This window comes from Micromonospora craniellae (genome assembly GCF_014764405.1).
Lineage (GTDB): Bacteria > Actinomycetota > Actinomycetes > Mycobacteriales > Micromonosporaceae > Micromonospora > Micromonospora craniellae.
Genome location: NZ_CP061725.1, coordinates 2,689,112 through 2,701,091 on the forward strand (window position 1 = coordinate 2,689,112; position 11,980 = coordinate 2,701,091).

13 protein-coding genes and 1 pseudogene are annotated in these 11,980 nt (G+C 73.2%); 5 read left to right on the forward strand and 9 right to left on the reverse strand.

What is annotated here, in order from left to right; all coding sequences use genetic code 11:
- Window positions 1-247: 247 nt before the first annotated feature.
- Window positions 248-454, reverse strand: a complete 207-nt coding sequence (locus tag ID554_RS31585) for a hypothetical protein (RefSeq protein WP_199489289.1) — start codon at window positions 452-454, stop codon at window positions 248-250.
- Between the two features lie 327 nt (window positions 455-781).
- On the reverse strand, window positions 782-1,060 hold the full coding sequence (locus ID554_RS31590; protein ID WP_199489288.1) for a hypothetical protein: 279 nt from the start codon (window positions 1,058-1,060) through the stop codon (window positions 782-784).
- Between the two features lie 24 nt (window positions 1,061-1,084).
- Between ID554_RS31590 and ID554_RS31595 the strand changes: the two genes are divergently transcribed.
- Window positions 1,085-1,378: a hypothetical protein gene (locus ID554_RS31595; RefSeq protein ID WP_199489287.1), complete on the forward strand. Its 294-nt coding sequence runs from the start codon at window positions 1,085-1,087 to the stop codon at window positions 1,376-1,378.
- A gap of 54 nt (window positions 1,379-1,432) precedes the next feature.
- Here the strand turns inward: ID554_RS31595 and ID554_RS11935 are convergent, their stop codons facing one another.
- The 5 genes from ID554_RS11935 to ID554_RS11955 all read right to left on the reverse strand — a co-directional run bounded on the left by ID554_RS11935 (window position 1,433) and on the right by ID554_RS11955 (window position 6,463).
- Entirely contained in the window at window positions 1,433-2,548 is a 1,116-nt protein-coding gene (locus ID554_RS11935) for a nucleotide disphospho-sugar-binding domain-containing protein (protein WP_117230676.1), read from the reverse strand.
- 101 nt (window positions 2,549-2,649) lie between these two features.
- Entirely contained in the window at window positions 2,650-3,621 is a 972-nt protein-coding gene (locus ID554_RS11940; RefSeq protein ID WP_117230693.1) for an NAD-dependent epimerase/dehydratase family protein, read from the reverse strand.
- Entirely contained in the window at window positions 3,618-4,370 is a 753-nt protein-coding gene (locus ID554_RS11945) for a class I SAM-dependent methyltransferase (RefSeq protein WP_223884552.1), read from the reverse strand. Before ID554_RS11945 ends, ID554_RS11940 begins: the two co-directional genes overlap by 4 nt.
- On the reverse strand, window positions 4,367-5,599 hold the full coding sequence (locus tag ID554_RS11950; RefSeq protein ID WP_117230675.1) for a class I SAM-dependent methyltransferase: 1,233 nt from the start codon (window positions 5,597-5,599) through the stop codon (window positions 4,367-4,369). The genes ID554_RS11945 and ID554_RS11950 overlap by 4 nt, the downstream gene beginning before the upstream one ends.
- Window positions 5,600-5,638: 39 nt before the next feature.
- Window positions 5,639-6,463: an SAM-dependent methyltransferase gene (locus ID554_RS11955; protein WP_117230674.1), complete on the reverse strand. Its 825-nt coding sequence runs from the start codon at window positions 6,461-6,463 to the stop codon at window positions 5,639-5,641.
- Window positions 6,464-6,624: 161 nt separating this feature from the next.
- Here ID554_RS11955 and ID554_RS11960 point away from each other — a divergent pair, with 161 nt between their 5' ends.
- From ID554_RS11960 to ID554_RS11970, 3 genes are all read left to right on the forward strand, one after another.
- Window positions 6,625-7,629, forward strand: a complete 1,005-nt coding sequence (locus ID554_RS11960) for an ATP-binding cassette domain-containing protein (protein WP_117230673.1) — start codon at window positions 6,625-6,627, stop codon at window positions 7,627-7,629.
- Window positions 7,626-8,450: an ABC transporter permease gene (locus ID554_RS11965; RefSeq protein WP_117230672.1), complete on the forward strand. Its 825-nt coding sequence runs from the start codon at window positions 7,626-7,628 to the stop codon at window positions 8,448-8,450. The genes ID554_RS11960 and ID554_RS11965 overlap by 4 nt, the downstream gene beginning before the upstream one ends.
- A 70-nt stretch (window positions 8,451-8,520) precedes the next feature.
- Window positions 8,521-8,982, forward strand: a complete 462-nt coding sequence (locus ID554_RS11970) for an SRPBCC family protein (protein ID WP_117230691.1) — start codon at window positions 8,521-8,523, stop codon at window positions 8,980-8,982.
- Between the two features lie 44 nt (window positions 8,983-9,026).
- Here ID554_RS11970 and ID554_RS11975 read toward each other — a convergent pair whose 3' ends face one another.
- The gene (locus ID554_RS11975) at window positions 9,027-10,418 is read right to left on the reverse strand and encodes an NDP-hexose 2,3-dehydratase family protein (RefSeq protein ID WP_117230671.1); all 1,392 of its coding nucleotides are present in this window, start codon (window positions 10,416-10,418) and stop codon (window positions 9,027-9,029) included.
- Between the two features lie 93 nt (window positions 10,419-10,511).
- Here ID554_RS11975 and ID554_RS11980 point away from each other — a divergent pair, with 93 nt between their 5' ends.
- A complete protein-coding gene (locus ID554_RS11980) occupies window positions 10,512-11,237 on the forward strand; it encodes a DUF899 family protein (protein ID WP_199489286.1) in 726 nt (241 codons plus the stop codon).
- A gap of 5 nt (window positions 11,238-11,242) precedes the next feature.
- Here the strand turns inward: ID554_RS11980 and ID554_RS11985 are convergent.
- Window positions 11,243-11,968, reverse strand: a pseudogene (locus ID554_RS11985) (helix-hairpin-helix domain-containing protein); the annotation flags it as partial.
- Between the last annotated feature and the right edge of the window lie 12 nt (window positions 11,969-11,980).

The following is an 11,980-nucleotide window of genomic DNA, read 5'->3' on the forward strand; positions in this document are numbered from 1 at the left end:
CAACGAGCCGCACCACATGCAGTACACCTGGCGCAAGGGCGACAAGGTGTACGCGGGCGGCCTGCTCAGCGACACCGTCTTCGACGTCAGCCGGCTACCCCGGGGTCTCGCTCAGCGGCGTGACGCTGCCGCAGGACACCCCGTGCGGCTCGGTTCCCGACACGTTCACCGTCCTGCGCGACGGCACCGCGTACGGGTCGTACATGGGCGGGCCCGACGTCAGCGGCCCCTGCACCTACTCCGACGGTCAGACCCGCGTCGGCAACGGGTTCGCCGGCTCCCCCGGCGAGGTGGTCCGGCTCGGCCCCGACGGCCGGGTGCTGGCCGAGATGCCGGCGGCGAAGAAGGGGGCCGAGGACCCGGAATCCTGCCCCAACCAGCCGGCGCTGCCGGTGCCGACCTGCGCCAACCCGCACGGCATCGCGCTGCGCGAGGACCTGAACCGGCTGGTCACCAGCGACTTTGTGGAGGTGCGGCACGTCGTCGCCGGCCTGGTGACCGACCCCAACCTGCAGCGCCGCACGGTCCGCACGTACGACATCAGCGACCGCAACCGGCCCCGCCTGCTCTCCCTGTCGTACCTGCCCGACGGGCACCGGGTCGACGACGAGTTCAGCCGGGAGGGCCTGCTGGCCATGGAGCCCGCGGTGACGAACAAGCCTCGCAACCGCGGCGCGTTCGTGGCCACCGGCATGGGCGCGGTCTACTACACGCCGGACATCACCAAGCGGGAGCTGACCTGGCGGCAGGTGTTCGACGACGCGACCGCCTTCCGCCGGATCTACCCGCGCGACACCCCGACCAGCGCGGCCGACGGCGGGAGCTGGCTCATGGTGAGCCCGGACGACCGCTTCCTGTTCCACACGGTGATGTTCGGCGGCAACAACTCACCGGCCGTCAACGCCGAGTCCGGCATGGTGTACGTGCTGGACATCCGCCGGCTCCTGGCCGCCGGGAGCCGGACCTCGTGCCAGATCGACACGATCGCCGAGACCGTACGCGGCGGCGCCGAGCCGGACTGTCCCGCGCTGGTCAGCGCGCTGCCGATCGTGGACACCACGCTCGGCGGCCCGCACTGGGGGCGATGGACACGTTCCGGCCGGTGGCGGGCGGGAAGCACTTCCGCCAGACCGACCAGGTCTCCCGGGTGGTCACCTCGAACTACTTCGTGGCGCCCACCGGCCTCGACGGTGACGCCCGGATCTGCGAGGCGCTGGTCGACCCGGCGGGCCGGCTCACCGAGGACCGCGCGTTCCGCGACGAGCACACCGGCCGGCGCTGCGTGGGCTTCTACCGAACGAGCTGGCCGCACGGCGACACCGGCAAGGCGAACCCGCACGGGCTGCTCTTCGCGGTGGCCGACGCGCACCTGCGCTGAGCGGGAGCGACGGCGGGCGACGACGAGCCGCCCGCCGCCGCGGGGCGTCCAGGCTCACGCCGCCGCCGCCAGCCGGGGCACCACCTCGGCCGGGGACGGCAGCGCCGCGATCTCGGCCCGCACCTCCCCGGTCACCCGGCCCAGCTCCGCGTCGGTGAGCAGACGGCCGATCGCGGCGGCGTCCAGCTCGTCCACCGAGCCCAGCACGTGCGCCAGCCCTCGGGCGCGCAGCAGCTCGCCGGTGACCAGCTCGTCCGGTGAGCCGGGCAGCACCAGCTGGCGGACGCCGAGCGCGGCGCAGGTCAGCGTCGTGCCGTCCCCGCCGTGGTGAATCGCGGCGGCGCAGCCGCGCAGCAGCTGGTTCAGTGGCACCCAGCCGGTGGTACGCACGTTCGGCGGCAGGACGGCCGGGACGGCCGACTCCCCGATCGCCAGCACGAACTCGGCGTCCAGCCCAGACGCGGCGGCGAGCACCCGCTCGATGCCGGCGGCGAACCGGTCCGGCCCGCCGAGCGTGCCGAAGGTGACGGCGATCCGGGGCCGGTCGACCGGCGACCGGAGCCAGTCGGGCAGCACCCCGCCACCGTTGTACGGCACGTAGCGCATGGAGGTCTCGGCCGGCCCGCCCTCGACCAGGCTGGGCGGCGCGATGTCGACGGTCGGGATGCCCTCGGGCAGCGTCACGCCGTGCCGGCGCATCGCCACCGCGCCGGGCAGCTCGCGCAGCAGGTCGGGGGTGAACCGGGCCAGCCCGAGGCTGTGCGCCACCGCCGGCACCTTCAGCCGGGCGGCGACGACCGGGCCGACCGCGAAGATCGGGTCGTACACCACCAGGTCCGGCTGCACCCACTCGCCGAGCGCGACGTGGGCGTCCACGAACGGGTCCCAGGCCGAGACGATGTACGGCTTGCGCTCCTCCATCTCTCCGATCGGGTCGGCGCCGATCGGCTCGAAGAGGCGCGGCACGTCGCGGATGAACTGCGCCTGCATGTCCGAGGTGGTGCGTCCGGGCACGGCGTCCAGGACCGGCAGCCCGGCCCGAGCCACCGCCAGCGCGTCACCGGCGGTGACGAAGACGACCTCGTGCCCGGCGGCGCGGAACGCCCACCCGAGCGGTACCAGCGGGAACGCGTGGCCGATGGCCGGACCCGGCATGAACAGTACGCGCATGACTCCTGCCCTCCCTGTCGCCGAGGCGGCACGGCCGACGCCGTACCGCCGAGCGGTGACGCCGGTCGCGCCACCTGCCGATTCGCCGCCCCGCACCGGCGTCACCGCGCCCGCTGTCGCGGCGTCCCCGCCGCCGCCGGCTCCCCGGGTTGCCGGCGCAGCTCGTCGTGCCAGAAGTCGGTGACCGCCCGGCGCAGGTCGCGGCGGGGCCGCCAGCCGAGCGCGGCGGCGGCGGGCGCCGGGTCGACGTACGACCACCGGGTGGCGGCCCGCCAGCCGGCCGGGCCGGCGTGTTCCACCACCGTCGTGGGCACGCCGCTGACCTCCACCAGGAGCCGGACCAGTGTCCGCACCGGCACCGCCTCGCCGCGGCCGATGTCGAGGACGCGGCCGGTCACCGGGCGCCCGGCGGCGGCCAGCACGGCCTCGGCGGCGTCCCGGACGTCGACCACGTCGCGGCGGGCCTCCAGCGGGGCCAGCGTCACCCGCGCGGGAACGCCGGACCGCGCGGCCGGCGCCAGCGCGGCGGCGACCCGGCCCAGCAGGCTGGTCGCGGGCAGGCCCGGGCCGAGCGCGTTGACCACGCGCAGCACCACCGCGTCGACGTCACCGGCGTCGGCGGCCGCGAGCACCGCGCGGGTCGCGACGAGCTTCGCCCGGCCGTACTCGGTGTCCGGCGCCTGCGTACGGCGCGGATCGGCCAGCTGCGGGCCGTACTCCAGCACCGAGCCGAGGTGCACCAGCCGGGGGCGGCAGGCGGCGTGGCGCAGCGCGTCGAGCAGCAGCGCGCTGAGCCGGGTGCAGCGCTCCGCCATCCGCCCGGGCTCCAGTCCCCAGCTGCTGCCGGTGGCGTCGACCACGGCGGCCGGTTCCTCGGCGTCCAGGAGCCGCGCCAGCGTCTCCGGATCGGTGCCGCCGAGGTCCAGCGCGGTGAACCGGTGTCGGCGGCCGGCCGGGGCACGGCGGGCCACCGTGAGCACGTCGTGACCCGCGTCGGCGAAGGCGTCCGCGACGTGTGCGTCGACGAACCCGGTGCCGCCGAGCACGACCGCCCGGGGCCGGTGCCTGGTCATCGGGCGTCCGCCGGCCGGGCGATCCACAGGCCCCAGCGGAACGGCGGCGCCGTGACGTGCGAGGCGGCGAGCCCGGCGCGGGCGAACGCGGCGGCGAAGTGCTCCGGCCGGAACAGCGTCAGCTCGGTCGTCGCGGTGTCGTGCCGGATGCCCGCCTCCGGGTCGGCGTACGCCTGGTGCACGGTCATCCGGATGCGGTCGCGCGCGTCGTCGAGCCACGTCGAGTGGGACAGCCGGACCACCACCCGGTCCTGCTCCTGCACCATGTCACGGGCCACGTAGCCGGGGACGAGCGCCTCGGGCGTGTACCAGGGCTCGACCACCAGCACGCCGCCCGGCGTCAGGTGGGCGCGCAGCCGCGCGACGGTCCGGTCCAGTTCGGCGGCGCCGCGCAGGTGCGGCACCGCGAAGAGGCAGACCACGACGTCGAAGGCCGCATCCAGGTTCAGCTCGCGCATGTCGCCCTCGTGCAGGGCCACGTCGGGCACCCGGGCGCCGGCGCGGGCGAGCATCTCCGCGGACAGGTCCACCCCGGTCACCGGCGCGAAGTGGGTCCGCAGGTGCTCCAGGTGCAGCCCGGTGCCGCAGGCCACGTCGAGCAGCGAGGCGGCGGCAGGGTTCCGCCGCCGGACCGTCCGGGCGAGCGTGGCGGCCTCGGCCGTGTGGTCGCGGCCCCGGTGCCGCATCACCAGGTCGTAGATCTCCGGGTATCCGGCGCGGTAGAAGCCGCGCGCCACCGATGCCGTCACCGTACGCGCACGGTGGGCACGTAGTGGATCCACCGGCCTCCGGCGGCCCGGAAGCCGGTCTCCTTCGCCATGATCTCCTCGGCGTGGTTCCAGGCGAACAGGACCGCGTAGTCCGGGTACGGGTCGGCGAATGCCTCGGGCGGGCGGACCGGGATGTGCGCGCCCGGGGTCAGCCGGCCCTGCTTGGTCGGGGTGGTGTCACAGACGTACGCGATCAGGTCCGGCCCGAGCCCGCAGTAGTTGGTGACGGTGGCGCTCTTCGCGGTGGCCCCGTAGGCGGCGACGGTGCGGCCCTCCTCCTTCAGCGAGCGCAGCAGCGCGACCAGGTCGGCCCGGGTGCGCGCGACGGCGTCGGCGAACCGGCGCAGCGCCGGCACCCCGGTCACACCGAGTTCCCGTTCCTGGCGCAGCAGGTCGGCGACGGCCGGGGACGGGGTACGCGCCCCGGCGTGGGCGAGCGTGTAGCGCACCTCGCCGCCGTGCACGGGCAGCCGGCGCACGTCCACGAGTTCCAGTCCGAAGCGGGCCGCGGCGGCCCGGACCGAGTGGGCGGTGAAGTAGTAGAAGTGCTCGTCGTAGATCTGGTCGAAGGCGGTCCTGGCGAGGATGTCGCCGAGGTACGGGTCCTCGAAGACGAGGACGCCGCCGGGGGCGAGCAGCAGCCGCGCCCCGCGCAGCACCGAGTCCAGGTAGGGCAAGTGGCAGATCGTGTTGGCAGCGTAGACGACGTCGGCCGGCCCGTCGGTGGCGAGTACGTCGGCGGCGGTCTTCTCCTCGAAGAAGTCGGTACGCACCCGTACGCCCTGCCCACGGGCCAGCTCGGCCACCCCGGCGGACGGTTCGAAGCCGAGGTGGCGTACGCCGGCCTGCGCCACGGTCCGCAGCATCACCCCGTCGTTGCAGCCCAGCTCGACGCAGAACGCGCCGGGCCGGGTCAGCTTGGTGGCGAGCAGTTCCCGGCCGGTGCCGGTGAAGTGCGCGCGCATCACCGACGACAGCGACGAGCGGTACGGGTAGTCGTGGTGGAACATCCGCTCGCGGGGCACCTCCTCGACGAGCTGGACCATCGTGCAGTCGGCGCACCGGCCGAGCGCGAGGCGATAGAAGAACTCGTCGGCGACGTCGGCCGGGCGGGGGAACGCGTCGGAGAGGGGTTGGCGGCCGAGGTCGAGCATCTCGGTCACCGGGCCGCCGCAGATCCGGCAGCCGCTGACGGCGAGGGCGGTCATCTGCCTGTTCCTTCGGTCACCGGTGCGCCGCGGGCCGGTTCAGCGCGGCTTGTGCGCGGCGATGACGACGCAGCCGACCTTGGTGCGCAGGACGTCGAGCACGGCCGGCATCTCGGCGAGGAAGGCGTCGATCTTCTCGGCTCCGTGCGCGGCGGCGAGCGTGTCGCGCCGCTGCTGCACCCGCTCGTGGTACGCGGGGAACGAGCGGCTGATCTTGTCGCCGCAGCTGAGGAACTCGTCCACCACGAAGCCGGCGTCGCGGACCAGGTCGAACGCGGCCATCGGCGGGCCGGGCGGGGCGAGGGTGAAGTCGGTGAGGATCTGCCGGTCCCGTTCGGTGAGCGGGGCGTCCTCGGCGAGGTCGGTGAACACGAGTCGGCCGCCCGGCTTGAGCACGCGGCCGATCTCGGCGAGCCACTGCCGGCGGTCCTGGGCGTGCACCAGGGACTCGAAGGCGAGCACCTTGTCGAAGGAAGCGTCCGGGTAGCTCAGCGCGGCGGCGTCGCCCAGCTCGAAGTGGACCTGGCCGCGCAGCCCGGACTCGTTCACCCGTTCCCGGGCCCGCTTGAGGTGCTCGGTGCTGTTGGTGATGCCGGTGATGTCGGCGTCGCTGCGCTGGCCGAGCCGGATCGCCGGCTCACCGGCGCCGCAGCCGACGTCGAGTAGCCGCTCGCCCGGGCGCAGCGCGAGCCGGTCGCCGACGATGTCGGTGAACCGGTTGATGGCCTCCAGGAAGGGGGTGCGGTCGTCGTCGTCCTCCCACCATCCGAAGTGGATGTTTCCGCCGAGCACCTCGACGGCCCAGGCGCCGTCGTCGTAGATCTCCGCCACCTCGTCGATGTCGGTCAGCTCGCGTGTGGACACGTCCGCTCCTCACTCTCGCGGCAACTTCTTGCTTGAGAATGCTATAGCTGTCGACCGGCAGGTGTCCATGCGAGGATCACGGTGCGGTAGAACGCGCGCGACGCGCGGATCAAGAGCGTGACCGGAGCGAAACGTCCTGCTACTATATGTTTGTGAACACAATGTCGCGTACGGCTGGCTTGTCCACACAGCAGACCGACAGTGCCGCCATCGAGGTCACCAGATTGCGCAAATCCTACGGCGAGGTGCGCGCGCTGGACGGCGTAGATCTGCGCGTGTCGGCCGGAAGCGTGTTCGGGGTGCTCGGCCCCAACGGCGCCGGCAAGACGACGATAGTCCGCACGCTCGCCACGCTCGTCCCGCCCGACAGCGGCGAGGTCCGCGTGCTCGGCCACGACGTGGTGCGCGAGGCCGGGGCGATCCGCGACCGGATCGGGCTGACCGGGCAGTACTCCTCGGTCGACGAGGAACTGTCCGGCCGGGACAATCTCGTCCTGCTCTCCCGGCTGCGCGGCTTCTCCTGGGGCGCGGCACGCCGCCGCGCCGAGGAGCTGCTCGCCACGTTCGACCTGGAGGACGCCGCCGGCCGGCTGGTCCGGACCTACTCCGGCGGCATGCGCCGGCGGCTCGACATCGCCAGCAGCATGGTGGTGACACCCGACCTGATGTTCCTCGACGAGCCGACGACCGGGCTGGACCCGCACAGTCGCAACCAGGTGTGGGAACTCGTCCGGGGCATGGTCGGCGAGGGCGCGACCGTGCTGCTCACCACGCAGTATCTGGACGAGGCCGACCAGCTCGCCGACCGGATCGCGGTCGTCGACCACGGCCGGGTCATCGCCGAGGGCACGCCGGTGGAGCTGAAGCGGTCGGTCGGTTCGAGCGTGCTGCGGGTGCGGCTGCGCGACGCCGCGCAGCGGGAGGCGGCCGAGCGGACGCTGACCGGCGCGCTGGGCACGACGGTGCACGCCGGGGCCGTCCCGCTGGAGCTGACCGCGCAGGCGTCGGCCGAGGAGGACGCCACCCGCGCGCTGGCCGCCCTCACCGGGGCCGGCGTCGGGCTGGCCGAGTACGCCTTCGGCCACGCCACCCTGGACCAGGTGTTCCTCGCCCTGACCGGGCACCGGGCGGACGACTCGCGGACCGAGACCGAGGAGGCGGCGTGAGCAGTCTGGTGGAGGCCGGCCCCGGCCGTGGCGTGTCGGCGCGGGCGACGGAACGGCCGGCGCGTCCCGGCGCGCTGTCGTCCACGCTGACCTTCGCGTGGCGGGCGGTGCAGAAGGTCCGCCGCGACCCGACGCAGATCCTCGAGGCGCTCGGCGTGCCAATCATGTTCACGCTCGTCTTCGGCTTCCTGTTCGGCGGCGCCCTGGCCGGCTCGACGTCGAGCTACATGCAGTTCTACATCCCGGGCATCGTGGTGTTCACCGGGATCATGATCAGCATGCGGATCGGCGCGGTGGTCAACCTGGACAACTCCCGTGAGGTGACCGACCGCTTCCGCGCGCTCGCCATCTGGCGTCCCGCCGCGATCGTCGGCACGCTGCTCGGCAACAACGTGCTCTACGTCGTCGGCTGCGCGGTCGCCGTGGCGGTCGGGCTCGCGGTCGGCTTCCGGCCCGACGGCGGCGTGCTCGGCGTCCTCGCCACGATCCTGATCACCCTGGTGTTCGTCTTCTCCTTCTCCTGGGTGTACGTGGTCTTCGGGCTCGCCCTGAAGTCACCGACCGCCGCGCTGAGCGCCTGCCAGGCGATCGTCTTTCCGGTGTCGTTCGTCAGCAACTTCTTCGTGCCGCAGGAGACGCTGCCCGGCTGGCTGCAGGCGGTGGTCGGCCTGAACCCGTTCGCGTTGACCATCACCGCCGCGCGCGGCCTGGCCCACGGCACGGCGACCGCCGGTGAGGTCGGCGCGGCGCTGGCCGGCTGCGCGGCGCTGGTGGCCGTCTTCGCGCCGCTCTCCATGTTCCTGTACCGCCGGCGGGCCTGACCCGCCACCGTTTTGTACCAGTGCCGATGACACGAGAAGGGAACACGGCTACCCCGTGGACAGCGACCGTTTGACACAACCGCCTGCCGTCACCGCGCAGATGCTCATCCGCAAACCTGTCGCCGAGGTCTTCCAGGCGTTCGCGGACCCGGCGGTGACCACGAAGTTCTGGTTCACCAGGAGCAGCGGCCGGCTCGAACCCGGCGCCACGGTCACCTGGGACTGGGAGATGTACGGCGTCTCCACCGTGGTGACCGTCAAGGACGTCGAGGAGAACAGCCGCATCCTGGCCGAGTGGGACCCGGAGTCCCCCACCCAGCTCGAATGGCGGTTCCTGCCGGGCGAGGGTGACACGACGCTGGTCCGGATCACCGAGACCGGCTTCACCGGCACCGCCGACCAGGCCGTGGCGAAGGCGATCGACTCCATGGGCGGGTTCACCATGGTGCTCTGCGCCTGCAAGGCGCTGCTGGAGCAGGGTGTGCTGCTCAACGCGGTGGGCGACGCCCACCCGGCCGGCTTCGGCGACTGACCGCCGTGACGGCGGGCGGACCGGGAGCGGCCCGGTCCGCCCGCTCAGCCGGCGTCCAGCAGCCCGCGCAGGCAGGCGATCAGGCTGCGGGCCGAGACGTTCACGTAGTTGCTGTGCCGCAGCAGTTCCGAGAGCTGGTGCAGCGTCACCCAGCGGTACTGGTCGCTCTCCAGGTCAACGTCGTCGGTCTCCACCACCAGATAGCTGCTGCGGGCACGGTAGAGCCGCCCGCCCTCCTCCGAGAGGACCGCACGGAACCGGACCCGTTCCGGCGGCGCGTCGAGCACCTGGTCCAGGAAGGGCGGACGCGCCGCGGCGGGCAGGTAGTCGAGCGTGGCGGGCGTGCACTGGACCGTCGGTGCCAGCTCCACCACGTCAACGAAGCCCGCTTCGACCCGGGCGTGCGCCAGCACGTGCAGCACACCGTCGAGGCGGGTGGCCAGGAACGCCACCACCCCCTGCCCGCAGGGCCGCAGCATCGGCTGCGACCAGCTCGCCACCTCGCGCCCCTCGGCGTCCACGTCCACGCCGATGACCTCGAAGAACAGCCCGCTGTCGTGACGCAGGGAGACCTCGCCGAGATGCCACGCCGCCCGTCCGCGCAGCGCCGTGCGGTCGGCGCCCACCTCGGTCCGGCTGCGGACGTCGGTGATCCAGTGCAGCAGCTCGCCGGTGCGATGCCGGCTGCCCGTCCCGGGCCGGCAGGAGCGGCGCAGCGCGGCCGTGAAGGCGTCCCGCGCCGGGGCGGCCGTCCGGGCCGTCAGCTCCGCCGGCAGACACGAGAGCACGGTACGGATGTCCATGTTGACCAGGTCGTCGTGGCGCAGGAGCCGGTGCACCTGGGCCAGGCTGAGCCAGCGGAACCCGGGCGGCGGCACGATGTCCTCGTCGGTGAGCACCACCATGTTGCGGTTGCGTTTGCGCAGGAACCAGGAGCCGTGCTCGGACTGGCGGACGTCCACGATCACCCGGCGCGGGTCCGGGTCGCGGAAGTGGTGCAGGAACGGCACCGGCCGACCGCCGTGCACACCGGTCCAGTTGCTGCGGGTGGCCTGGACGGTGGGCGCGAGCTGGTGGCCATCCTGGTTGCCGGGCTCGGCCTTGGCCTGCACCAGCACGCGCAGCGTGTCGCCGTCGCGGCGGGCCAGCAGGCCGAGGATGCCCACTTCCGGCTGGTGCAGCACCGGCTGGTCCCAGCGGGGCACGGCCGCGCCCGGCATCTCGACGGAGAGCCCTTCCACCCGGAAGAACCGGCCGCTTCGGTGGGCCAGGACTCCGGTGTCGGCGTCCTGGCGCCAGCCGCGCAGGCCGGCCAGCGGCACCACGTCCACGCGCATCCCGGCCCGGCGGCGCCAGTCGGCGAGCCACTCGTGGACGTCGGCGGTGGCGAGCGGGTCGTGCTGCGGCAGCCATGTTGGCGCGGTCGTCTCCGTCACGCGTGCCCCCTTCGTCGACGCCTACCCGCAATTCACTTCTATATCCTATAGCGAATGCCCGGCGTTGGTACGGGTCGAGGAAGGACGACGAGAATGACCGATGACGCGACCCGGCCGCCGCTGCCGATGTGGCCGGACGGCGCCGACGCCGCATACGTGGCGGCGCGGCTGCGCCTGGCCGAGGCCGAACGTCGCCTGAGCGACGAGGTCGAACGGGTCGCCGCGGCCCGGCGGGAGCTGCCGCTCGGCGCGCCGGTGGCCGACGTCGCGCTCACCGAGGGACCGGCCGACCTGACCGCGCCCGGCCCGCTGCGTCCCGTCCGGCTCTCCGCGCTCTTCGGCGCGCACCGCACGCTCGTCGTCTACCACCTGATGTTCCACCCGGACGCCGACGCCGCCTGCCCGATGTGCTCGTTGTGGGTGGACGGGTTCCACGGCGTCAGGCACCACATCGCGCAGCACGCCGCGTTCGTGGTGGTCGGCAAGGCCCCGGCGGCGAAGCTGCGCGCCTGGGGCGCCCGGCGCGGCTGGGACGGCCTGCGGCTGCTCTCCAGCCACGGCACCGGCTTCAACGCCGACCTGCGCGCCGAGCACCCGAACGGCGACCAGCGCCCGATGATCAGCGTGCTGGTCCGCGACGGCGACGGCATCCGGCACTTCTACAGCCAGCCGGCCAACTTCGTCGACGGCTCCGAACGCGGCATCGACCTGCTCTCTCCGGTGTGGAACGTGCTCGACCTGCTGCCGCAGGGCCGCGGTGACTGGTACGCCGCCAACACGTATCCCCCGGTGGCCGCCCCGACCGATCGAGCCGTGTGAGCACCGAGGAGGCACGAATCGTTGTCGGTGGCCTCGGACAGGGTGTACTGCAGGCCGGCCATGACCCGCTGCGGGCTGTCGTGTGGGATCCCCACCGACCGGGCGATGGTGTCGGCGGTCTTGAAACCGATGCCCCACACATCGGCGGCCAGCCGGTACGGCTCCTTCGTCACCACGTCGGTGGACGCGTCGCCGTACTGCTTGTAGATCCGCACCGCCAGGGACGTGGACACGCCGACGCCCTGCAGGAAGACCATGACCTCCTTGATGGCCTTCTGTTCCTCCCACGCCGCGGTGATCTTCGCGGTGCGTTTCGGGCCCAGCCCCGGCACCTCCACCAGCCGCGCCGGCTCCTCTTCGATGACCCTCAGGGTGCCCAGACCGAAGTGCGCGACGATCCGTTCGGCGAAGACCGGTCCGATGCCCTTCACCAGCCCGGAGCCGAGGTAGCGCTGGATGCCCTGGATCGTGGCCGGCAAGACGGTGGTGTAGGACTCGACCTCGAACTGCCGGCCGTACTTCGGATGCGAAGACCAGCGGCCGTGCAGCCGCAAGCTCTCCCCGGGCTGCGCCCCCAACAACGCGCCGACCACCGTCGACAGGTCACCGCCACGGTCGGTGGCGACACGAGCGACGGTGTAGCCGGTCTCCTCGTTGACGTAGGTCAACCGCTCCAGCACCGCCTCCACCACGGCGAGCGGCGCACGGACAGGAACGGTCACAGCAACCATCGTGCCTCCCCA

Bases quoted from the DNA above. Each gene is read 5' to 3' on its own strand.
- ID554_RS31595 (WP_199489287.1), top strand. From the start codon at position 1,085: ATGGACACGTTCCGGCCGGTGGCGGGCGGGAAGCACTTCCGCCAGACC.
- ID554_RS11935 (WP_117230676.1), bottom strand. From the start codon at position 2,548: ATGCGCGTACTGTTCATGCCGGGTCCGGCCATCGGCCACGCGTTCCCG.
- ID554_RS11940 (WP_117230693.1), bottom strand. From the start codon at position 3,621: ATGACCAGGCACCGGCCCCGGGCGGTCGTGCTCGGCGGCACCGGGTTC.
- ID554_RS11950 (WP_117230675.1), bottom strand. From the start codon at position 5,599: ATGACCGCCCTCGCCGTCAGCGGCTGCCGGATCTGCGGCGGCCCGGTG.
- ID554_RS11960 (WP_117230673.1), top strand. From the start codon at position 6,625: ATGTCGCGTACGGCTGGCTTGTCCACACAGCAGACCGACAGTGCCGCC.
- ID554_RS11980 (WP_199489286.1), top strand. From the start codon at position 10,512: ATGACCGATGACGCGACCCGGCCGCCGCTGCCGATGTGGCCGGACGGC.